This window comes from Streptomyces sp. Edi2, assembly GCF_040253635.1.
Lineage (GTDB): Bacteria > Actinomycetota > Actinomycetes > Streptomycetales > Streptomycetaceae > Streptomyces.
On the sequence record NZ_JBEJGX010000003.1, the window covers coordinates 6,054,283 to 6,075,612 of the forward strand.

The 21,330-nt window shown below is 72.1% G+C and carries 17 protein-coding genes, 1 pseudogene and 1 riboswitch; of the genes and pseudogenes, 10 read left to right on the forward strand and 8 right to left on the reverse strand.

Annotated features, from left to right (window positions below):
• Positions 1 to 146: 146 nt before the first annotated feature.
• Positions 147 to 950: a histidinol-phosphatase gene (gene hisN, locus ABR737_RS30145; protein ID WP_350253802.1), complete on the reverse strand. Its 804-nt coding sequence runs from the start codon at positions 948 to 950 to the stop codon at positions 147 to 149.
• 174 nt (positions 951 to 1,124) lie between these two features.
• Between hisN and ABR737_RS30150 the strand changes: the two genes are divergently transcribed.
• Positions 1,125 to 1,877, forward strand: a complete 753-nt coding sequence (locus ABR737_RS30150) for a TetR/AcrR family transcriptional regulator (protein WP_350253803.1) — start codon at positions 1,125 to 1,127, stop codon at positions 1,875 to 1,877.
• A 448-nt stretch (positions 1,878 to 2,325) separates the two neighbouring features.
• Here the strand turns inward: ABR737_RS30150 and ABR737_RS30155 are convergent, their stop codons facing one another.
• From ABR737_RS30155 to ABR737_RS30170, 4 genes and pseudogenes are all read right to left on the reverse strand, one after another.
• Positions 2,326 to 2,649 (reverse strand): DMT family transporter, encoded by a 324-nt coding sequence (locus tag ABR737_RS30155; protein ID WP_086716806.1) that lies wholly within the window; start codon positions 2,647 to 2,649, stop codon positions 2,326 to 2,328.
• Positions 2,650 to 2,815: 166 nt separating this feature from the next.
• On the reverse strand, positions 2,816 to 3,823 hold the full coding sequence (gene rsgA / locus ABR737_RS30160) for a ribosome small subunit-dependent GTPase A (protein ID WP_350253805.1): 1,008 nt from the start codon (positions 3,821 to 3,823) through the stop codon (positions 2,816 to 2,818).
• 14 nt (positions 3,824 to 3,837) lie between these two features.
• Positions 3,838 to 5,201, reverse strand: a pseudogene (gene aroA, locus ABR737_RS30165) (3-phosphoshikimate 1-carboxyvinyltransferase).
• Positions 5,202 to 5,427: 226 nt separating this feature from the next.
• Entirely contained in the window at positions 5,428 to 6,141 is a 714-nt protein-coding gene (locus ABR737_RS30170; RefSeq protein WP_350253807.1) for a M50 family metallopeptidase, read from the reverse strand.
• Between the two features lie 35 nt (positions 6,142 to 6,176).
• Between ABR737_RS30170 and ABR737_RS30175 the strand changes: the two genes are divergently transcribed.
• From ABR737_RS30175 to def, 8 genes are all read left to right on the forward strand, one after another.
• The gene (locus ABR737_RS30175; RefSeq protein WP_350253809.1) at positions 6,177 to 7,010 is read left to right on the forward strand and encodes an SOS response-associated peptidase; all 834 of its coding nucleotides are present in this window, start codon (positions 6,177 to 6,179) and stop codon (positions 7,008 to 7,010) included.
• Positions 7,011 to 7,189: 179 nt separating this feature from the next.
• Entirely contained in the window at positions 7,190 to 7,837 is a 648-nt protein-coding gene (locus ABR737_RS30180; RefSeq protein ID WP_350253810.1) for an alpha/beta hydrolase family protein, read from the forward strand.
• Between the two features lie 396 nt (positions 7,838 to 8,233).
• Positions 8,234 to 8,929: a sigma-70 family RNA polymerase sigma factor gene (locus ABR737_RS30185; protein WP_350256979.1), complete on the forward strand. Its 696-nt coding sequence runs from the start codon at positions 8,234 to 8,236 to the stop codon at positions 8,927 to 8,929.
• Positions 8,926 to 9,327 carry a mycothiol system anti-sigma-R factor gene (gene rsrA, locus ABR737_RS30190; RefSeq protein ID WP_350253811.1) on the forward strand — a complete coding sequence of 134 codons (402 nt, stop codon included), beginning with the start codon at positions 8,926 to 8,928 and terminating at the stop codon, positions 9,325 to 9,327. The genes ABR737_RS30185 and rsrA overlap by 4 nt, the downstream gene beginning before the upstream one ends.
• A gap of 185 nt (positions 9,328 to 9,512) precedes the next feature.
• Positions 9,513 to 11,081, forward strand: coding sequence for an HD-GYP domain-containing protein (locus tag ABR737_RS30195; protein ID WP_350253812.1), 1,569 nt, complete (start codon positions 9,513 to 9,515; stop codon positions 11,079 to 11,081).
• Positions 11,078 to 12,436, forward strand: a complete 1,359-nt coding sequence (locus ABR737_RS30200) for an HD-GYP domain-containing protein (protein ID WP_350253813.1) — start codon at positions 11,078 to 11,080, stop codon at positions 12,434 to 12,436. The genes ABR737_RS30195 and ABR737_RS30200 overlap by 4 nt, the downstream gene beginning before the upstream one ends.
• A gap of 490 nt (positions 12,437 to 12,926) precedes the next feature.
• Positions 12,927 to 13,928 (forward strand): tetratricopeptide repeat protein, encoded by a 1,002-nt coding sequence (locus ABR737_RS30205; protein ID WP_129294260.1) that lies wholly within the window; start codon positions 12,927 to 12,929, stop codon positions 13,926 to 13,928.
• Positions 13,929 to 13,996: 68 nt separating this feature from the next.
• The gene (gene def / locus ABR737_RS30210) at positions 13,997 to 14,641 is read left to right on the forward strand and encodes a peptide deformylase (protein WP_350253814.1); all 645 of its coding nucleotides are present in this window, start codon (positions 13,997 to 13,999) and stop codon (positions 14,639 to 14,641) included.
• 51 nt (positions 14,642 to 14,692) lie between these two features.
• Here def and ABR737_RS30215 read toward each other — a convergent pair whose 3' ends face one another.
• From ABR737_RS30215 to ABR737_RS30225, 3 genes are all read right to left on the reverse strand, one after another.
• Positions 14,693 to 16,651, reverse strand: a complete 1,959-nt coding sequence (locus ABR737_RS30215) for a transglycosylase domain-containing protein (protein ID WP_350253815.1) — start codon at positions 16,649 to 16,651, stop codon at positions 14,693 to 14,695.
• A 120-nt stretch (positions 16,652 to 16,771) separates the two neighbouring features.
• Positions 16,772 to 17,824, reverse strand: a complete 1,053-nt coding sequence (locus tag ABR737_RS30220) for a ribonucleotide-diphosphate reductase subunit beta (protein WP_350253817.1) — start codon at positions 17,822 to 17,824, stop codon at positions 16,772 to 16,774.
• On the reverse strand, positions 17,824 to 20,274 hold the full coding sequence (locus tag ABR737_RS30225) for a ribonucleoside-diphosphate reductase subunit alpha (RefSeq protein WP_350253818.1): 2,451 nt from the start codon (positions 20,272 to 20,274) through the stop codon (positions 17,824 to 17,826). The genes ABR737_RS30220 and ABR737_RS30225 overlap by 1 nt, the downstream gene beginning before the upstream one ends.
• A 215-nt stretch (positions 20,275 to 20,489) precedes the next feature.
• A riboswitch (cobalamin riboswitch) is annotated at positions 20,490 to 20,556 on the reverse strand.
• Positions 20,557 to 20,716: 160 nt separating this feature from the next.
• Between ABR737_RS30225 and ABR737_RS30230 the strand changes: the two genes are divergently transcribed.
• Positions 20,717 to 21,304: a Uma2 family endonuclease gene (locus ABR737_RS30230; RefSeq protein ID WP_350253820.1), complete on the forward strand. Its 588-nt coding sequence runs from the start codon at positions 20,717 to 20,719 to the stop codon at positions 21,302 to 21,304.
• The last annotated feature ends 26 nt before the right edge of the window (positions 21,305 to 21,330 follow it).

Below are 21,330 nucleotides of genomic sequence, written 5' to 3' on the forward strand. Positions count from 1 at the left end.
TGGAGTGGAGCCACCTCCTTGGTGAATGTGCCTTGCGAAGGGATTCACAAGTTCACAAAGTGGGGGATTCTCATGTTCACATGCCTGTGCCGATGCAACAAGGGGCAACTGCGGGACGGGTGTCCGAATACCCGGCCCGTCGCAGGTCAGCGCGGGGAGTCGCCGAGATAGCCGAGCAGATCCTCATGCAGCAGGCCGTTGGAGGCCGCCGCGTTGCCGCTGTGCGGGCCCGGCTTGCCGTCCAGGCCGGTGAACTGCCCGCCGGCCTCCTTCACGACCACCGCGCACGCCGCCATGTCCCACAGCGAGAGCTCCGGCTCCGCGCAGATGTCCACCGACCCCTCGGCGATCATCATGTACGGCCAGAAGTCCCCGTAGCCGCGGGTGCGCCAGCAGTCCCGGCTCAGGTCGAGGAAACCGGGCAGCTTGCCGCGCTCCTCCCAGCCGGTCAGCGAGGAGTAGGCGAACGAGGCGTCCTGGATGCGGCCGACCTGCGAGACCTGCAGCCGGGTCGCGGAGGTCAGGCTGCGGCCGGTGAAGGCCCCCAGCCCGTCGGCGGCCCACCATCGGCGGTGGAGCGCCGGGGCGGAGACGATGCCGACCACCGGGCGGTCGCCGTTCTCCCCGCGCTCCATCAGCGCGATCAGCGTCGCCCAGACCGGCACTCCGCGGACGTAGTTCTTGGTGCCGTCGATCGGGTCGATGATCCAGCGCCGCGGCCCCGCGCCCTCGCTGCCGAACTCCTCGCCGAGCACCGCGTCCCGTGGCCGGGCCCGCTGGAGCTGACCGCGGATGAGCTCCTCGGCCGCCTTGTCCGCCTCACTCACCGGTGTCATGTCCGGTTTGGTCTCGACCTTGAGGTCGAGGGCCTTGAAGCGCTCCATGGTCGCGGCGTCCGCGGCGTCCGCGAGAACATGGCCGAGGCGAAGATCATCGTGATAGTCGGGCATGGGCGAACAGTATCGATTGGTCTGCGCAGGAGCCACACGGCCGGGCGCCGCCGGGCGTGTGACAGCCCCGGGCTCGCCGGTGTGTGGGTGCCGCGGCGCCCCTTGACAGCATCTGGCGCCGCGTCAATTCTGTGCGCACACCGGCCGCTTGGGCCGGCGGCCGGGGAGGCGACGATGCCCGCAGCGCGTGAATCCCTGCTCGATGCCGCCTACACGGCGCTGACGCAACGCGCCTGGACGGCCGTCCGGATGGTCGATGTCGCGGCCGCCGCCGGCGTCTCCCGCCAGACGCTCTACAACGAGTTCGGCAGCAAGGAGGGGCTGGCCCGCGCCCTGGTCCGCCGGGAGACCGAGAACTACCTCGCCGGGGTCGCCCGGGCGCTGTCCCGGGGTGCCTCGGCCGCCGGGGCGCGGGGCGACGCGGCCGGCCGGGTGGTGGCCGCGGCCGCCTGGACACTCCGGACCGCCCGGGCGAACCCCCTGGTCAGGGCCGTACTGACCGGCTGCTGGAACGACCGGCTGCCGATCCCTTCGGGGGCGCAGGGCGACCCGGCGCCGGTACGGGCCGACCGGCCCGGCCTCCCCGTACAGCGCGCCGCGGTGCCCGCCGAGGCGCCGCTGCCGGGGCCCGCGGAGCTCGTCGGCCGCTTCTGCGACCAGGCTGTCGCGGCGCTGGAGCCCGACTGGCCGGCGGGGGAGTTGCCCGCCCTGGGCACCGCCTGCGAGACGGCGGCGCGGCTGACCCTGGCCTGTGTCGTCGCCCCGCCGGCCTCCGGCGCGGCGCAGGTTCCCGGCGTGGCGCAGGTCCCCGGACGCGTACCGGCTCAGCGGTCGGGCCGGGAGCTGGAGACGGAGGCGGTGTCCCGGCTTGTACGGGGCGCCTTCGCCCGGACGGCGGCCGGTGCATCGCCGGCAGACCAGGGATAGCGGGGCGTTACGACTGCGCTGCCCGGCCGGGGGTGACGGACCGTCACGACTGTGCCGCCCGCCCAGGGGTGGCGGGAGCGTTACGACGGTGGGGAGGAGGGGCCGCACGTGCGCCGGCGGTGACGGGCGCCCTGCACCCCCACGAGCCCCCACGGCCCCAGGGGCACCAGAGCCCCTGGGGCCTGTCTTCAAAGTCCCGCCTGCCTCGCGGCGCCTGGCACGCACTCCCCCACGCCTGAACGGCGCGGGGGGACCCCCATCCGCGTTGTCGGATCATCCCGGTACACCCAGTACCGGGAAGACCCTCCGCCTTGCGATCGCACGCACCAGACACCGCGAGGCCCGCCCTACGGGCGAACGACGGGACTTTGAAGACAGCCCCCAGGTCACCAGACCCCCGCGTCGACCGCCGTGCACACCGCCGCTCCCGCCTCGGTGCGCCGATGGTTCAGTGCGCCGACCCCGACAGCTGCAGACCGACCACGCCGACGATGACCAGGGTGATGGAGACGATCTTGAGAGTGGAGACCAGGTCGCCGAGGAAGACCATGCCGTAGATCGCCGTCCCGGCGGCGCCGATGCCGGTCCACACCGCATACGCCGGGCCGACGTCGAGCTTGCGCAGCGCCAGCGTCAGCAGACCGAAGCTGCCGAGGGCGAAGGCCGCGAAGGCGATGGTCGGGAAGAGGCGGGTGAAGCCGTGCGAGAGCTTGAGGCAGACCGCGAAGCCGGTCTCCAGGATCCCCGCCACCACGACCAGCAGCCACGCCATGTCCCATTGCCTCCGTCAGCCAGAGCCTGTCCTGCATGAGCGACGGCGGGGCGTCAGAATCACTCGTTCGGGCCCCGTCCGGGCGATCAGGGCCTCCTTGGGCACTACGCCGACCTTGGTGTGATTATGCCTTTACCTCCGGCGGGCGGCGGCAAACGTCCAGGGATCAGTCGCCCTCGCGGCGTTCGCGGGTGGCCAGGAGGCGGCGCAGCGAGTAGAGACGGGCCGGATCGGCGTGCCCGTCGGTGACCCACGCGTCCAGCGCGCAGTCCGGTTCGTCGTGGCTGCAGGCGCGCGGGCAGCCGGCGGTGCCGGGCTCCAGATCCGGGAAGGCGTGGATGACCCGGGAGGGGTCCACGTGATGCAGCCCGAAGGACCGTACGCCCGGGGTGTCGATGACCCAGCCCGAGTCCCCGGGCAGCGGGAGCGCCAGCGCCGAGGTGGTGGTGTGCCGCCCGCGGCCGGTGACCGCGTTGACGTGGCCGATGGCCCGGCGGCGCTCCGGGACCAGGGAGTTGACCAGGGTGGTCTTGCCCACCCCGGAGTGCCCGACGAACGCTGTCATCCGGCCCGTCAGCGCGGCCCGCACCCGCTCGGCGGCGCTGCCGTCGGCGAGCTCGTCGCGGTTGGTGACGAGGTAGGGGACGCCGAGCGCGCCGTAGGACTCCAACAAGGTGTCCGCGGAGGCCAGATCGGACTTGGTCAGCACCAGCAGGGGGTCGAGGCCCGCGTCGTAGGCGGCGACCAGACAGCGGTCGATGAGCCGGGGGCGCGGCTCGGGATCGGCCAGCGCGGTGACGATCGCGAGCTGGTCGGCGTTGGCGACCACGACCCGCTCGAACGGGTCGTCATCGTCGGCCGTACGGCGCAACGTCGAGGACCGCGACTCGACCCGGACAATCCGGGCGAGGGTGTCCTTGGCGCCGGTCAGGTCCCCGACGACGGCGACCCGGTCGCCGACCACCGCGCTCTTGCGGCCCAGTTCGCGGGCCTTCATCGCGGTGACCGTACGGCCGTCGACCAGGCAGGTCAGCCGACCGCGGTCGACGGTCAGCACCAGGCCCTCGCCGGCGTCCTCGTGCTTGGGGCGGATATTGGTGCGGGGCCGGTTGCCCTTGGGGTTGGGGCGGACGCGGATGTCGTCCTCGTCGGGGTTCTTTCCGTAGCGGCGCATGGCGGCGGAACCCCTCAGCCTCTCCGGGAGGCAGCGGACGCCGGGGCGAGCATGTCCGTCCACATCGCGGGGAAGTCGGGCAGCGTCTTGGCGGTGGTGGCGACGTTCTCCACCTCCACGCCGTCGACCGCCAGGCCGATGACCGCCGCGGCGGTGGCCAGCCGGTGGTCCTCGTAGGTGTGGAAGATCCCGCCGTGCAGGGGGCGCGGCCGGATGTGCAGCCCGTCCGCGGTCTCGGTGACATCGCCGCCGAGTTCGTTGAGCTCCTTGGTGAGCGCGGCGAGCCGGTCGGTCTCGTGGAGCCGCAGATGCGCCACGCCGCGGAGTGTGGAGGGGGAGTCGGCCAGGGCGGCAACCGCGGCGATGCCCGGGGTCAGCTCGCCGACCTCGCTCAGGTCGACGTCGATGCCGTGGATCCGGCCGCTGCCGGTGAAGGTCAGCCCGTGCTCGGTCAGCTCGCAGGAACCGCCCATGGTGGTGAAGATCTCGCGCAGCGCGTCGCCGGGCTGGGTGGTGTGCTCGGGCCAGTCGGGGATGGTCACCCGGCCGCCGGTGACCAGCGCCGCGGCCAGGAACGGCTGCGCGTTGGACAGGTCCGGCTCGACGACCAGATCGCGGCCGAGCAGCGCGCCGGGGGTGACCCGCCAGACGTTCGGCTCGCCGCCCGCCTCCGGGGTGTCCACCTGCGCGCCGACGCTGCGCAGCATGTCGACGGTCATCCGGATGTGCGGCATGGAGGGCAGGGCCGCGCCGACGTGCCGGACCTCGACGCCCTGGTTGAAGCGCGGCGCGGACAGCAGCAGGGCGCTGACGAACTGGGAGGACGAGGAGGCGTCGATCTCGACCGCGCCACCGTCCAGGCCGCCGCTGCCGAAGACCGTCATGGGCAGCGCGCCGCGGTTGTCGTCGTCGATCCGGGCGCCCAGGGCGCGCAGCGCGTCGATCACGCCGCCGAGCGGGCGCTCGTAGGAGCGGGGGTCGCCGTCGAAGCGGATCGGGCCGTCGGCGAGCGCGGCGACGGGGGGAGGAAGCGCATGACCGTGCCGGCGTTGCCGACGTCGACGGTGGCCGGGCCGTGCAGACCCGCCGGGATGATCCGCCAGGCCTCGCCGCCGCCGGGCTGCGCGGCGGCGCCGGCGGAGCTGGAGGAGGCGGTCTCCTCGATGCCGACGCCCAGGGTGCGCAGCGCCTCGGCCATCAGGAGCGTGTCCCGGGAGCGCAGCGGTCGGCGCAGCCAGCCGGGCTCGGAGGAGAGGGCGGCCAGGACCAGGCCGCGGTTGGTGACCGATTTGGAGCCGGGCACGGTGACGGTGGCATCGACGGCCCCGGCGGCGAGCGGGGCGGGCCAGAGGGCGGGATGTGCGGGGCTCTCGGTCATGCCCCTTACTTTAATGGCTGGGCAAGGGTGCCGATCTTGATCAAAAGCCGTGCAACCCCGCCGAAACGTGGCAGTGATAGTGCGCTCGCGTGCCGGGAGCGGAACGACGGCGTCCAGCTCCGGCGTGACGGCGCCCGGCCCCGGCGTGGCGGCGGACGCTCCGGCGTGGCGGCGGACACCCAGGGCGCGCGGTACGAGGGCCGGCCGGCGCCCGGGGCGGCGGGCCTCAGAGGCCGAGCAGCCAGCGCCCGCCGCCCATCAGGGAGCACAGCGTCACCACGTGGAACAGGCCGAGCCAGACGGCCGCCGGGACATGGGTCAGGCGCGCCAGCTGGTCCGGGTCGGAGTCGACCGCACCCCCGCGGCGCCGCTTGCCCATCAGCTCGAACGGTGGCCGCACCCCGCCCAGCAGCAGGAACCACACCACCGCATAGGCGAACGCCGCCTGCACATCCGCCGTCGTCAGCCAGGAGACCAGCACGAACGCGGCGCCGGTCAGGACGACGGTGAGCACGCCGTACGCATTACGGATCATGATGAGCATCGCCAGCAGCAGCGCGGTCGCGCCCCACAACAGCGCCGTGATGTGGCCCGCGGCGAGCAGCGCGGCGCCTGCCAGGCCCAGCAGGGACGGTGCGATGTAGCCGGCCGCGGCGGTCAGCACCATGCCCAGGCCGGTCGGCTTGCCGCGCGAGACGGTCAGGCCCGAGGTGTCAGAGTGCAGCCGGATGCCGTCCAGGCGGCGGCCGGTGAGCAGGGCGATCAGTCCGTGGCCGCCCTCGTGGGCGATGGTGACGGCGTTCCGCGACAGCCGCCAGGCGGTGTGCGGGACGACGGCGCCCAGGGCGAGCACCGCCGTGATGATCACCAGCCAGAGCGACGGGGCGGGTTGGGTCCCGAAGACCCGGCTCCATATGTCGGTGAGGTGGTCGGTGTCCATGTCTCCCCTTCGTGTGGCATGGCAGTGTGGCATGCATGTGCGGTAGGTATGCAGCGAGTCGTCGTCCCGAGGACCTGGTGGGGGTTTTCGGCGTTCAGCAGTGGGAGCCGACGGAGACCCTGGCGCCCAGTTGGAATGTGGCGCCGACGGACCGGGTGCATGCGGTGCTCGAACGCCCCCTCAAGGGCGCGGCGGCCGGCGCCGCTCAGCCGGACGGCCCGGTGCGCCAGTTGCGGACGCTGAAGTGGGGCCTGGTCCCGTCGTGGTCGAAGTCACCCGAGGCCGCCGCGAAGATGATCAATGCGCGGGCCGAGACGGTGCACGAGAAGCCGTCCTTCCGGCAGGCCTTCGCGACCCGGCGGTGCCTGCTCCCCGGAGACGGTTACTTCGAGTGGGTCACCGACGCCGCGGAGCGGGAGCTGGAGGAGCAGGGCAGGAAGAAGCGGCCCCGTAAACAGCCCTACTTCGTGACGCCCGCGGACGGGTCCGTGATGGCGATGGCCGGGCTCTACGAGTTCTGGCGGGACCGTACGCTGCCCGGCGACCACCCGCTGGCCTGGTGGGTGACCTGCACGGTCGTCACCACGGAGGCCGAGACCACCCCGCTGGCGGGGGACGCCGGCGACGAGGGGCCGCAGTCCCTGGCCGAGATCCACCCCCGGATGCCGCTGGTGCTGACACCGGACCGCTGGGACGCCTGGCTCGACCCGTCCCGCACCGACCCCGACGAGATACGCGCACTGCTGGCCCCGCCGCCGGCCGGGATGATGCGCGCCTATCCCGTCCCGACCGGGGTCAGCAATGTCCGCACCAACGGACCCGAGCTGGTCGCCGAGCTCGACGGTCCGGAGGTGGGCACGCTGTTCTGAGGCGTGTCCGACCTGTGGCGGGCGCGGGGGCCGGGCCGGGCGGCCCTCCCGTATGTCTGTGGTGTCGCCCGTGCTGCCTGGGGTGCCGCCTGAGTGCCTGGGGTGCCGCGCGCACGTCCTGGGGTGCCGCGCGGGTGTCCGCGCTGCCCGTCCGGCTGCGGCACGGGCAGGATGGGCGTATGAGCACTGGCGCGATCGAGACCGACACGGTCGGCACACCGGCGGGCGACGCCCGGATCACCTGGCACCGTGACGCCACGCCGGCACGGGCCGTGGTGGCCGTGAGCCATGGCGCAGGCGGCGGCATCGAGGCACGCGACCTGAGGGCCCTGGCGGCCGCGCTGCCGGCCCGCGGGTACACCGTGGCGCTGGTCGAGCAGCCGTGGCGGGTGGCGGGCAAGAAGCTGGCGCCCGCGCCGAAGACCCTGGACTCCGGATGGACCGCGCTGTGGCCGGCGCTGGAGAAGCCGGGGCTGCCGGTGGTCGCCGGCGGCCGTAGTGCCGGTGCCCGGGTGGCCTGCCGTACGGCGCGGGACCTGGGCGCGCAGGCCGTACTGGCGCTCAGCTTCCCGCTGCATCCGCCGGGCCGGCCGGAGAAGTCCCGGGTGGACGAGCTGACCGGCGCCGGGGTGCCGACGCTGGTCGTCCAGGGCGGCCGGGATCCGTTCGGACGCCCTGAGGAGTTCCCGCCGGAGACGGAGATCACCGAGGTGGCGCACGCCGACCACGGCTTCGCGGTGCCCAAGAAGGCGGGCGTCGGCGAGGCGGAGTCGATGGCCGTGATCACGGATGCGGTGGCGGCCTGGCTGGACGGGATGTTCGGCTGACGGTCTCCTTTCCCTGTCCGTTTCCCCTGGTGCGCTCGTCCTTGTGCGCCCCCCTTGCCGGAGTGGCAAGCGGGCTTGCCGGGCCCCGGCCGTAGTCGCCCGTGGTCGCCCGCAGTCGCCCGCGTCCGGCCGCCGGCCCTTTGAACTCTGCTTCCGGGAATGCCGCGCCCCATGCGGCTGTTGTGCGAGGCGTAGTACTCGAGTACGTCCGGTGAAGCATGAGGAAGAGGAGTCCGCCGCATGGGAATCGCTTGCCCGGCCCGCCCGGCCGCCGACCTGCCCCGGTCGCAGATGGTGAAGCAGCCCGCCCTGGCTGGAGCGGCGGCCGCACCGGATCGTCGTCTATTCTCCGAATCGGGTGGGTCCGCATCCGGATCCAGGACGGTGTTGGAGGAGGTGGGTCCGGTCACCGGTACCGACGCAGGGACCGACGGCACGGCTGAGAACAAGGCTCAGGAGAGCGCCGCCGAGCGCAATGCGCGCTTCGAGCGGGACGCGCTGACGTTCCTGGACCAGATGTACTCCGCCGCGCTGCGCATGACGCGCAATCCGGCCGACGCGGAGGACCTGGTGCAGGAGACATACGCCAAGGCGTATGCGTCCTTCCACCAGTTCCGGGAGGGCACCAACCTCAAGGCCTGGCTGTACCGCATCCTCACGAACACCTTCATCAACTCCTATCGCAAGAAGCAGCGCGAGCCCCAGCGCAGCGCCGCCGAGGAGATCGAGGACTGGCAGCTGGCGCGCGCCGAGTCGCATATGTCGACGGGACTGCGCTCCGCGGAGTCACAGGCGCTCGACCACCTCCCCGACTCCGATGTGAAGGCCGCGCTCCAGGAGATCCCCGAGGAATTCCGTATCGCGGTGTACCTGGCGGATGTCGAGGGCTTTGCGTACAAGGAGATCGCGGACATCATGGGGACACCCATCGGCACGGTGATGTCCCGACTGCACCGAGGCCGGCGCCAACTGCGCGGCATGCTGGAGGATTACGCCCGTGAGCGCGGGCTGGTCCCGGCGGGGGCGGCGACCGCGGACCCGCAGTCCGCGCGCACGACGGAGTCGCACGACCGGAAAGGCTCGGGATCATGAGCTGCGGAGAGCCGCACGAGAAGGACTGCTCAGAGGTCCTTGACCACCTCTACGAGTATCTCGACCGGGAGATGCCCGCGGGGGAGTGCGCAGATTTCCAGGTGCATCTGGACGAATGCTCGCCGTGCCTGGAGAAGTACGGCCTGGAGCAGGCGGTCAAGAAGCTCGTCAAGCGCTGCTGCGGCCATGACGACGTCCCCAGCGACCTGCGCTCCAAGGTGATGGGCCGGATCGACCTCATCCGGGCCGGCGAGACCGTGCCCGAGGTGAGCGTGCTCGAACAGGCCAAGAAGGAACAGGCGCAGCGCGAGCAGGCGGCGGCATCCGAGGAGGGGACCGGTCCGGGCGGGGTGACCGGTTCCACCGATGCACGGAGCCGGACCGCGCGGGCCGAGTAACGCGGCACGTCACCCTAAGGGGTGAGGGACGGGCCGATTCGTCCCGCCCGATCCGCTGATGCACCTTCCCCGGTGCCCCGGCCCCTCTATTCTCACCGGACCCCGACGCACTGCGGAGGCAGCGCGAGGGGTCCCTCTGCTCCCCAAGAGCGTGGGGGAGCGGTGGGCTCGGTGAGGAGGGCGCGATGCGGGGACTTCCGGCGGCCGCGCGAGGGTATATCGGCTGCGCCGTGCTTGCCGCGGCGCTGTGTGCCGCCCCGGCGTCACGGCTCGGAGCCGGCGCCCCCTGGAGCAGCACGCTGGCCCTGGCCACCCTGTACGCGGTGTGCGAACAGCTGCACCGCTGCCCGTTGGTGGGCGGCCGGATACCGTACGGCGCGGGTTCCGCCGGGGCGCCCGGGGCGCTTGTCGCAGGCTGGGCCAGCCCCGTCCTGCTCGCCGGGGTCTTTCTGCTGCCGCCGCCCCTGGCCGCACTGGCCGCCGTCCCCGGAGCGCTGACCGGCCCGGCGAAGGCGCGCTCGGCCGGAGCCCGCAGGCTCTGGCACGCCGCCGAGACGGCACTGGCCTGCTGCGCGGCCGCCCAGGTCTTCCGGGCCCTCGGCCATCACCCGCTGTCCGCACCGCAGTTCCCCGTTCTGCTGCTGCCCGCCGCGGCCGCCGCCACCACCTTCTGTGCGGTGCTCGTGGCGCTCGACGGCGGCGTGCTGGTCGCCGCCGAGCGGCGCCCGCTGCGCACCGCCTGGCGCGGGGCGCTCTCCCGTTCGCTGGGGCCGCATCTGGTGCACGGCCTGGCCGGGCTGATGATGGCGGTGTTGTGGTGCAGCTCGTACGGGCCGACGGCGGCACTGCTGGTGCTGCTGCCGATGTGCCTGTCCTGCTGGGTGTTCGCCCAGTACCACCGTGAACGCACCGCCCACCAGGCCACCATCCGCGCCCTCGTCCAGGCCGTGGACATCAAGGACCGCTACACCCGCGGGCACAGTGAGCGGGTCGGGCGCGCCTCGGTGATGATCGCCCGGGAGCTGGGCATGACGGAGGACCGGGTGGAGGTACTGCGGTTCGCCGGCATCCTGCACGACGTCGGCAAACTCGGCGTCCCCACCCGGCTGTTGCGCAAGGACGGACCGCTGACGCCGCAGGAGCGACGGGTCATCGAGCTGCATCCCGAATACGGCCACGAGATCGTGCGCGGTATCGGCTTCCTGGGGGAGGCACGGGCGGCGATCCTGCACCACCACGAGCGGCTGGACGGGCGCGGCTATCCCTACGGACTGATGGGGCATCACATCCCGGAATGCGCCCGGGTGGTGGCGGTCGCGGACGCCTTTGACGCGATGACCTCGACCCGCTCCTACCGCCGGGCCCGGCCGGTGCCGGCGGCCGTGGCGGAGCTGCGCAAGTGCGCCGGGGCGCAGTTCGACCCGCGGATGGTCCGGGCGCTGGCGGCGGCGCTCGACCGGTACGGCTGGCACCCGGACCTGGTGGCGGCGGCGGACGCGGAGCCCGGTGCGGTGCGGGAGGGGGAGGGCGTCGGCGGCCCGCCGGAGCCCGGTGCGGCGCCAGGGGCCGGTGCGGTGGAGGGAGCCGGTGCGTTGCCGGGAGCCGGTGCGGCGCCGGGAGCGGCCACGGTGCAGGGCGCGGGGGAGCCAGGCGCTGGGGAGCCGGGCGCCGGGAGGCCGGGCGCCGGCGGGCAGCGGCCGGCCCGGCGGTCCGAGCCGCGCCCCGAAGAGGCCGGACGGAAGGGTGCGCGATGAGCGGCGCCCCGGAGCGGTCCCGGCCGCCCCGGCTGCCCTGGCCGTCCGGGAGCCGTTCGGCGGACGGCCGTGCCACCCGGGCCGGGGTGCCTGCCGCACGGGGCGGCGCCGTGATCGCCGCCGTCTACGCCCCGGCCGGCGCGCTGGCCTGCTGGTCGCTCGGCCGGACGCTCTGGGAGGGCCTGGCCGAGCCCGGGATCGCGCTGGCCTTCGGGCTGCTGATAGCGGTGGGCGAGCTGGTGGGCCGGGGCGCGCGGCCGGCGGCCGGGGGGCGGGGGCCGGGAGAGCGGGAGGTCTCCCCGCTCGGCGCGGCCGGCGCCCTCGCGTACGCGCTGCTCGGTGAGGCCGGCGGACGGCCGACGACCCATGGCGTACCGCAGATCGTGGCCGTGGTCCTGGCGGCCGGTCTGGTCGGACTCGTCCCGCAGGTCGCCCGCGGCCGGGGCCCGGCGCTTGACCACCTCGCCCGCCGGATGCTGACCATCGGGTTCGCCGCCACCTGCTTCCAGCCCCTCTACAACACCGGGACCCTGAGCAGCTGGGTGGCCTCAGGACCGGTCTACCCGCTGTTCCTGACCGGCCTGATGGCGCTGACCGCGCTGTGCGACGCGGTGCTGGCGGCCGCACTGGCCCGCGCCCGCACCGGCTGGCCGTACGGGCCGCTGCTGCGCGACGAGTTGCGGGCGCTGCCCGGCATCGGCTCGGCGATCTGTGCCACCGGAGTGGTGATCTCGCTGGCCACTGCGGTCGCCGGGCTCTGGGCGCTGCCGGTCTTCTGTCTGCCGCTGCTGCTGACCCAGTTCGCCTTCCGCCGGTTCGCGGCCGTGCGCACCACCTACCGCCAGACCATCGCCTCGCTGGCCCGCTCCACCGAGATCGCCGGCTACACCCCGCACGGCCACGCCCGCCGGGTGGCCGCGCTCAGCCGCGCCGTGGGCCGTGAACTCGGTCTGAACGCACCGGACCTGGACGTGCTCGAATACGCCGCGCTGATGCATGACATCGGACAGCTCTCGCTCCTCGACCCGGTGCCCGACGGCGCCACCGCGCCGCTGCCGCCCGCGCAGCAGCGCCGGATCGCGCTGCTGGGCGGCGCCGTGGTCCGGCAGACCGGGGTTCCCGCGGAGGTCGCGGTGGTCGTCGAGCGGCAGGCCGATCCGTACCGGGACCAGCCGGTCACGGCGCGTATCGTCCGCACGGTCAACGCCTACGACGACCTGTCGGGGGAGTCGGCGGGGCCGGGCGGCTCGCTGCGCGCCCTGGAGCGGCTGCGGCTGGCCACCGCGCAGGACCACGAGCCCCGGGTCGTCGAGGCGCTGGCCAGGGTCCTGGCGTGCGGCGGCCGGGCGGTGTGAGACGCCGATGCGTGCGGGCGGTGCGGGGCGGCGATGGGCAGTGGCGGCGTGCGATGCCGGTGTGAGATGCCCGACTCCTCGCGCGGCGCGGGACCGGCGGTGCCCGGTCGTCCGGCGTACGCCGCCCCGTCCCGGAGCTGTATGCCCCGGTAAGGCGGGAAACGGTCCCCGGCCGGTCACCAGCCGCCTCAAGGGGCCGTCTCGCCGCTCCCGCCCCCGCATTCGCCGCCCCGCCTGCACAGAGCGCCGGATGTCACGGAACCCATGGGTAATGAGCGCCCTCCGAGATGGGCATGGTTGGATGCGAAGGAAGCCCCTTTCAGGGGGTTCAGGGGGTCGGCGAAGGGCAAGGAGCCGCAGGGGGACCAGCAAACCAGGCTGAGCCCGACGGCAATCTGTGGCAGGTTGTCGAGTGGGCCCCTCAGACGGCCCCGGACGCCGCTCGGCACCCCACCGCAGTGGCACCAAGAGCAACCAGCAGGCGGGAATCGTGAGGATCTTCGGCAAGGTACGGCATCGGCCCTCCGCCTCGTGGCGGCAGGCGACCGACCGCGCTTTCACGCTGATCGGCGACGGCCGTTACGAGGACGCGGGGGCGCTGCTGACCCGCGCCGCGGACATGGAGCCGTGGCTGTCCGAGTCCTGGTTCAACCTTGCTCTGCTGCACAAGTTCCGGCACGACTGGGACCAGGCCAGGGCCGCCGGTCTGCGCGCGGTCGCGCTGCTGGACCGCGAGGCCGGGGCGCCCGACTGGTGGAACGTCGGCATCGCCGCCACCGCCCTGCAGGACTGGCCGCTGGCCCGCCGGGCCTGGCAGGCCTACGGCCTCAAGGTCCCCGGTGAGGGCTCGCCGTCCGGCGAACCGCTCGGTATGGCCCTGGGCAGCGCCGCCGTCCGCCTCTCCCCGGAAGGCGAGGCCGAGGTGGTCTGGGGCCGCCGGCTGGACCCGGCCCGTATCGAGGTGCTGTCCATCCCGCTGCCGTCCTCCGGGCGGCGCTGGGGCGAGGTGGTGCTGCACGACGGCGTCCCGCACGGCGAGCGGACCATTGCCTCGGGCGCCGACGGTGCCACCCGGGCCTATCCGGTCTTCGACGAGATCGAGCTGTGGGCGCCCTCCCCGGTCCCCACCTGGGTGGTGCTCCTGGAGGCCGCCACGGAGGCCGACCGGGACGCCCTGGAGCGGCTGGCGGCCGATGCGGGCTTCGCCGCCGAGGACTGGTCCTCGTCGGTCCGGCTGCTGTGCCGTACGTGCTCGGAGAGCCGGATGCCCAGCGACGAGGGCGACGGCGAGCACCTGGACCCGCACGACCACAGTGAACCGGGCCACCCCGGACCGCTGGGACACCGCACGGCGGGCTCGGGCTCGCTGTGGGTGCCGGAGCGCGAGTGCGGTATCGCGGCGCCGTCCGCCCTGGTGCGCGGTCTGCTGGACGGCTGGGTCGCGGACAGCCCGGACACCCGTGAGTGGCGGGATCTGGAAGAGGTCTGCTGAGCGCCGGGGCGCGCCCCCGTAGGCTGTAGCGCGACTACTCAGGGTTTTCAGGAAGGCGTACGGCGGAGATGGCCCAGCAGCCTGTTTTTGATCAAGACGGTGACCAGCGCGTGGACGAAGCATTCATCGATGACGTCACGGACGCGGAGGAGCGGGAGACCGCCCACCGCGAGCGCGGCACCTCGCGGCCGATCACGGTCGTCGGCAACCCCGTGCTCCACAAGGAGTGCAAGGACGTCACGGAGTTCGACGACGGGCTCGCCCAGCTCATCGACGACATGTTCGCCAGCCAGCGCACCGCCGAGGGCGTGGGCCTGGCCGCGAACCAGATCGGTGTGGACCTGAAGGTCTTCGTCTACGACTGCCCCGACGACCAGGGCGTCCGGCACGTCGGCGCGATCTGCAACCCGGTCCTGGACGAGCTGCCCGCCGAGCGCCGGATCCTGGACGACTCCAACGAGGGCTGCCTGTCCGTGCCCGGCGCCTACGCCTCGCTGGCCCGCCCCGACTACTCCGTGGTCCGCGGCCAGGACGCCAAGGGCGAGCCGGTCGCGATCGAGGGCACCGGCTTCTTCGCGCGCTGCCTGCAGCACGAGACCGATCACCTCTACGGCTACCTCTACATCGACCGGCTCAGCAAGCGGGACCGCAAGGACGCGCTGAAGCAGATGGCCGAGCTGGAGCCGCGCTACCCCGTCGTCGCCAACGACTGACGCGAGCGGGCGCCCGGCCGGCGGCCGGGCGCCTGGACGACGGGAACCGGATCACGAGCCCTGCTGGTAGGCGCTCCAGACCTTCGGCGGGAGGGCCGTCCCCAGCCCGGTGCCGGAACCGCCGACGCCCTGCATCGGCAGCAGGTCGGGCGCGCCCGGCTTGTTGCGGAACATGGTGACGGCGGTGGTCGGTTCGTCTGCGTCACGGGCGCGGGGCGCCGGGTCGGGGCGGACACTGCCCCCCGTCTCCGGTCCGGCGCCGGGAACGGCACCGAGGTCAGGGCCGGCGCCCGAGGGGCTGCCGATGAACCACGCGGACTTCATCCGGTCGCCCGGCTCCGTGCGGCCGGCCGCGACGGCCTGCTGGGATGCCGCGTCCGGCTTCCCCAGGGTGCGCCAGCCGACTCCCTCCAGCGCGGTGGACACCTGCTGGGCGACCCCGGCGTCGAGGACCTGTACGGGCTCGCGGCGGTGCAGGCCGGGCACCTTCTTGCCGTTGTGGGTCATCCCGGTCACCGCGTAGGGGTCGGTGTGCAGCCCGCTGTTGGCGAAGGTGGTGTAGGCGCTCGCCATCCGTATCGCGCTGGGGGCCGAGGTGCCCAGCGGGAAGGTCTGCTCCAGGCGGGCCATGCTCTCCTTGCGCAGGCCCGCGTCCACCGCGAGATCCCGGATCCGTTCCAGCCCGAGTTGCTGCCCGGCCTGGACGAACGGCGGGTTCTGGGCCTTCATCAGGGCACCCATCAGATTCCCGAACCCCATCTTTCGCCGGTCCGCCGCCTGTTCCGTGGTGTCCGGGGCGGCGCCGCCCGGCCGTTGGAGCGCGGCCGCCAGCACGAACGGCTTGAAGGCGGAGCCGGCCGGGACCGCTGTGGTGTCCGCGTTGTTGCTGAAGTGCCGGGTGGCGTCGGCACCGCCGTAGAGGGCGACGATCGCCCCGTCCTTGGGGCGTACGGAGGCCGCGCCGAATTCCACATAATTGTCGGCCGCGCGCTTTTTGGGATCGATGGTGTCCCGGCGGACGTCCTTCACGGCCTTTTCCAGCCGGTGGGTGCGCTGTTTGTCGAAGGTGGTGTGAATGCGGTAGCCGCCGCGTGCCAATTCCTTGTCGGTCAGGCCGGTGTCGGCCTTGATGAACTTATTGGCGACATCCACGAGATAGCCGGTCTGGCCGGCTTGGCTGGTGGGTTTGGACAGGCCCCGGGGCTCCGGGAAGGTGCGGTACTTCGCCCGCTCCTCCTGGCTCATCTTCCCGGTGGTGACCTGCCGGTCGAGTATCCACTTCCACCGGGCCACGGCCCGCCGGTGATTGGCCGCGCTCAGCCCCGGATCGTACTGTTCCGAGCCCTTCAGCAAGGCTGCCAGTACGGCGCCCTGACTGGGATCCAGGTCCTTGGCGTCAATGCCGTAATAGGCATGGGAGGCGGCCTGGATTCCGTAGGAACCACGGCCGAACCAGCTGGTGTTGAGATAGCCGCGCAGAATCTCCTGCTTGGACTTCTGGTTGCTCACCTTCAGCGAGATGACGAGTTCCTTCACCTTGCGGGTGAGGGTCTGGTCCTGTGAGAGATAGGTGTTCTTCACATACTGCTGGGTGATGGTGGAGCCGCCCTGGGTGTCCTCGCCGGAGACCATGTTGACCACGGCGCGGCCGATGCCCTGGAGCGAGACTCCGGAGTCGCTGTAGAAGGTGGCGTTCTCCGCCGCGATCACGGAGTTCTCGACGGAGTCGGGCACCTTGTCGAGGGTGACGTTCTGCCGGTTGACGGCGCCGACGCTCACCATCTGGCTGCCGTCCGCCCAGTAATAGACGGAGGCCTCCTGGCCGGCGAGCGCATTCTCACTCGGTATGCCGACCTGCGCGTACACCACGGCGAACAGCCCCGCCAGGCCGCCCGCGCCGAGCGCCACGACGCTCAGCCACTGTCTCCATGACGGCAGCCAACGGCGCAGACCTCCCCGTCCCTGGCGCGGATAGTCGATGAACCGGCGACGCCCCTTCAGTCCCTTCATGCCCGGGTAGACCTGGCGGGCATGGTTCCGGTTGCCGAGGTAACAGAACGCTCACAAACGGCGGGCGGGCGGGGCGAAGGGGCGTCGCGGTACGTCTTCCAGAACTCGTCCGGAAACCGTCTAGAAGTCGTCGTCGAAGGAGACCGACCCCTCGACGGCGACCTGGTAGGCGGACGCCCGGCGCTCGAAGAAGTTGGTCAGCTCCTGGACGTTCTGCAGCTCCATGAAGGAGAACGGGTTCTCCGAGCCGTAGACCGGCGCGAAGCCGAGTCGCTGCAGCCGCTGGTCGGCGACGCACTGGAGGTATTCGCGCATCGAGTCGGTGTTCATGCCCGGCAGGCCCTCACCGCACAGGTCGCGGCCGAACTGCAGCTCCGCCTCGACGGCCTCCTTGAGCATCTCGGTGACCTGCTGCTCCAGCTTGTCGTCGAAGAGGTCGGGCTCCTCCTCGCGGACGGTGTCCACGACCGAGAACGCGAACTCCATGTGCATGGACTCGTCGCGGAAGACCCAGTTGGTGCCGGTGGCCAGGCCGTGCAGCAGGCCCCGCGAGCGGAACCAGTACACGTACGCGAAGGCGCCGTAGAAGAACAGCCCCTCGATGCAGGCCGCGAAGCAGATCAGGTTCAGCAGGAAGCGGCGCCGGTCGGCCTTGGACTCCAGCCGGTCGATCTTCTCGACCGAGTCCATCCACCGGAAGCAGAACTGTGCCTTCTCCCGGATGGACGGGATGTTCTCCACGGCCGCGAAGGCGGCGGCGCGGTCGTCCGGGTCGGGGAGGTAGGTGTCCAGCAGCGTCAGGTAGAACTGGACGTGCACGGCCTCCTCGAAGAGCTGCCGGCTCAGGTACAGCCGCGCCTCGGGGGAGTTGATGTGCTTGTAGAGCGTCAGCACGAGGTTGTTGGAGACGATCGAGTCACCGGTCGCGAAGAACGCGACCAGCCGGCCGATCATGTGCTGCTCACCCGGCGAGAGCTTGGCGAGGTCGGCGACGTCGGAGTGGAGGTCGACCTCCTCCACGGTCCAGGTGTTCTTGATCGCGTCGCGGTAGCGGTCGTAGAACTCCGGGTACCGCATGGGGCGCAGCGTCAGCTCGAAGCCCGGGTCGAGGAGGTTCTTGGTGCCGGTGGTGGCGGTGTGCGCGGCGGCGTTGGTTTCCGGTGCGGTGGTCATTACTGGCAGGCCTCGCAGGACTCGGGGTTTTCCAGGGAGCAGGCGACCGCCTCGGGGTCGGTGGCCTGCTGCGGTACGGGGGCGGGGGCGGCGGCCGAGGTGCCGCGTGCCGACTGGGCGATCCGGGTGGCCGGCCGTGACCGCAGGTAGTACGTCGTCTTGATGCCGCGCTTCCAGGCGTAGGCGTACATCGAGCTGAGCTTGCCGATGGTCGGCGACGCCATGAAGAGGTTCAGCGACTGGCTCTGGTCGAGGTAGGGCGTACGGGCCGCGGCCATGTCGATCAGGGCGCGCTGCGGGATCTCCCAGGCGGTGCGGTACAGCGCCCGGATCTCCTCGGGGATCCATGCGACGTCCTGCACCGAGCCGTTGGCCTCGCGCAGCGCGTCCCGGGTCCGGGCGTCCCACAGCCCCAGCGCCTTGAGCTCTTCGATCAGGTAGGCATTGACCTGCAGGAACTCACCGGACAGCGTCTCGCGCTTGAAGAGGTTGGAGACCTGCGGCTCGATGCACTCGTACACGCCCGCGATGGAGGCGATGGTCGCGGTCGGGGCGATCGCCAGCAGCAGGGAGTTGCGCATGCCGGTCGCCGCGATACGGGTGCGCAGCGCAGCCCAGCGGTCCGCCCAGCGCGGTTCCGCGTTCGGGTAGTGGTCCGGGTGCAGCACACCGCGCGCCGTACGCGTCGCGGACCACGCCTCGTGCGGGCCGTGCCGCTCCGCGAGGTCGGCGGACGCCTCGTACGCGGCGAGCATGATCCGCTCGGAAATACGGGTTGACAGGTCCCGCGCCTCGGGCGAGTCGAAGGGCAGCCGCAGCCGGAAGAACACGTCCTGCAGGCCCATCAGGCCCAGACCGACCGGGCGCCAGCGGGAGTTGGAGGTCCCGGCCTGCTCGGTCGGGTAGAAGTTGATGTCCACGACGCGGTCGAGGAAGGTGACGGCAGTGCGGACGGTGGCGTCCAGCCGCTCCCAGTCCATCTCGCCGTGCTCGCCCAGGTGGGCGGCGAGGTTGACCGACCCGAGGTTGCAGACCGCGGTCTCCCCGTCGTTGGTCACCTCCAGGATCTCGGTGCACAGGTTGGAGGAGTGCACGACCTGGCCGGGCTCGGCGGTCTGGTTGGCGGTGCGGTTGGCGGCGTCCTTGAACGTCATCCAGCCGTTGCCGGTCTGCGCCAGGGTGCGCATCATCCGGGAGTACAGCACCCGGGCGGGGATCTGCTTGAGCGCCCGGCCCTCGGCCTCCAGCTTGCGGTAGGCGGCGTCGAACTCGTCGCCCCACAGGTCCACCAGCTCGGGGGCGTCCGAGGGCGAGAACAGCGACCAGTCGGCGTCCGCCTCCACCCGGCGCATGAACTCGTCCGGGATCCAGTGCGCGATGTTCAGGTTGTGGGTGCGGCGGGCCTCCTCACCGGTGTTGTCGCGCAGCTCCAGGAACTCCTCGATGTCCGCGTGCCAGGTCTCCAGGTAGACGCAGGCGGCGCCCTTGCGCCGGCCGCCCTGGTTCACGGCCGCGACCGAGGCGTCCAGGGTGCGCAGGAACGGCACGATGCCGTTGGAGTGCCCGTTGGTGCCGCGGATCAGCGAACCGCGGGCGCGGATACGGGAGTACGACAGGCCGATGCCGCCCGCGTGCTTCGAGAGCCGCGCGACCTGGTGGTAGCGGTCGTAGATCGAGTCCAGCTCGTCCAGCGGCGAGTCCAGCAGGTAGCAGGACGACATCTGCGGGTGGCGGGTGCCGGAGTTGAACAGCGTGGGCGAGGAGGGGAGGTAGGACAGCGAGCTGGTGAGGCGGTAGAGCTCGGCGACCTCGTCCAGGGCGTGGTTGCTGCCCTCTTCGGAATCAGCGGTCTCCGCGAGGCCGCAGGCCACCCGCAGCAGGAAGTGCTGGGGAGTCTCGATGACCTGACGGGTGGTGGGGTGGCGCAGGAGGTAGCGCGAGTGCAGGGTGCGCAGCCCGAAGTAGCCGAACCGGTCGTCGGCACCGTCGGCCAGCGCCCGCTCGACCAGCGCGTCCAGACGGGCCGCGTGGCTGCGGACGAACTCCGCGGTCTCGTCGGCGATCAGGCCCTCGCGGTGGCCGACCTCGACGGAGGCGGAGAAGGCGACCGCCCCCTGTCCGGCCGCCTCCTGTGCGATGGCGAGGGTGAGCAGACGCGCGGCGAGCTTGGAGTACTGCGGCTCGTCACCGATCAGTCCGGCCGCGGCATCGATGGCCAGCGACCGCAGTTCGGCCTCGTCGGAGCCCGCGTGCCGGCCGCGCAGGGCGGCGGCGGCCACCTTGCCGGGGTCGGTCGCGGTCAGGTCCTCGGTCAGCTCGGTCAGGGTGCGCAGCAGGGCTACGCCCGGACCGTCCTCGCCCGCTCCATTGCCGGCGGAACCGGCAGGCGTGGCCACCACGGGCGGTACGACCTCGGAGTCTGACGCGGGCTCCGTTGGCGCGATGGTCACGTGATGCTCTCCCTCACTCGGCGGGGGCCGGAGGGGAGGGACGCGAAGGGCGCACGCGGGCATGCGGCACCCCGAAAGCGTCAGGGGTGCGCGGGCATACCGCGCGGCGTCCATCGGCCCAACCCTCGGGGCCCGGACGTTTCGACACCCGCACCCATGGCGGTGCGGACGTACCATCGGCAGGTCCTCGGACTACACGAGCGCACGCCGGAGCCGGTGTCCGGCCGGTCGAGCGCGCTCCCACACCGTTGCGGGACAGTTCCGGATTCGCACCGGATTCCCCTGCGGCGACAGCGAGGACGAGCATACATGTGGTGGTGGCTCCTCGCGTGCACCCCCACATCTAGTGTGTCGTGAGTGATCACACAGTGTCTGTCAGTGGCCTCGGCTATCGTCGGTGACACGTTCTCTGCTCCGTCCCGTGGAAGGGGGAGAAGGCCTCATGACCGCGCTCGCCGGCCGTCCGCACCTCATGGAGACCGAGCATTTCGAAGAGGCCGCCCGGATATTTGCCCGTCTGGACAAGGGCGCGCGGCTGGAGTTCATCGACGGGAAGATCAGAAGCAAGGCCGTACCGGACGGGGACCACGGCCGGATCGTCGAGTGGCTGACGCGCATCTGCCGTCAGGCACGCCCCGAGCTGCGGCTCTGTCCGGATCAGGGCTTGAAGGTGCAGAAATGTCGCGAAGGACGGGCCCGTCCGGATGGCGAACTCGCCCCCGGTGGTGTCTTCGTCGGCCAGAGCGAATGGGCGGATCCCGACCCGGTGCTCATGACCGTCGAAGTCACCGCCTACGACTCGGACACCGACCGGCGTGACCGGGTGGAGAAACCCCGTGTGTATGCGGAGACCGGTATCCCGCTCTATCTGCTGGTCGACCGGGAAGCCCGTCAGGTCGCGGTCCATAGCGAGCCGGATGACGGCCGCTACGAAAACGTCCGCACCGTGCGGTACGGCAAGAAGATCCACCTCCCGGACCCCGTCGGCATCACCCTCGACACCGAGCAGCTGAAGGAGTGGGTGCACTGACCCGGCGCACGAACGGGCCGTCGCGC

Coding starts and splice junctions, on each gene's coding strand:
- ABR737_RS30180 (WP_350253810.1), top strand. CDS start 7,190: ATGAGCACTGGCGCGATCGAGACCGACACGGTCGGCACACCGGCGGGC.
- ABR737_RS30150 (WP_350253803.1), top strand. CDS start 1,125: ATGCCCGCAGCGCGTGAATCCCTGCTCGATGCCGCCTACACGGCGCTG.
- rsrA (WP_350253811.1), top strand. CDS start 8,926: ATGAGCTGCGGAGAGCCGCACGAGAAGGACTGCTCAGAGGTCCTTGAC.
- ABR737_RS30230 (WP_350253820.1), top strand. CDS start 20,717: ATGACCGCGCTCGCCGGCCGTCCGCACCTCATGGAGACCGAGCATTTC.
- ABR737_RS30175 (WP_350253809.1), top strand. CDS start 6,177: ATGTGCGGTAGGTATGCAGCGAGTCGTCGTCCCGAGGACCTGGTGGGG.
- ABR737_RS30220 (WP_350253817.1), bottom strand. CDS start 17,824: ATGACCACCGCACCGGAAACCAACGCCGCCGCGCACACCGCCACCACC.
- def (WP_350253814.1), top strand. CDS start 13,997: ATGGCCCAGCAGCCTGTTTTTGATCAAGACGGTGACCAGCGCGTGGAC.
- rsgA (WP_350253805.1), bottom strand. CDS start 3,823: ATGCGCCGCTACGGAAAGAACCCCGACGAGGACGACATCCGCGTCCGC.
- ABR737_RS30170 (WP_350253807.1), bottom strand. CDS start 6,141: ATGGACACCGACCACCTCACCGACATATGGAGCCGGGTCTTCGGGACC.
- ABR737_RS30195 (WP_350253812.1), top strand. CDS start 9,513: ATGCGGGGACTTCCGGCGGCCGCGCGAGGGTATATCGGCTGCGCCGTG.
- hisN (WP_350253802.1), bottom strand. CDS start 950: ATGCCCGACTATCACGATGATCTTCGCCTCGGCCATGTTCTCGCGGAC.
- ABR737_RS30200 (WP_350253813.1), top strand. CDS start 11,078: ATGAGCGGCGCCCCGGAGCGGTCCCGGCCGCCCCGGCTGCCCTGGCCG.
- ABR737_RS30215 (WP_350253815.1), bottom strand. CDS start 16,651: ATGAAGGGACTGAAGGGGCGTCGCCGGTTCATCGACTATCCGCGCCAG.
- ABR737_RS30155 (WP_086716806.1), bottom strand. CDS start 2,649: ATGGCGTGGCTGCTGGTCGTGGTGGCGGGGATCCTGGAGACCGGCTTC.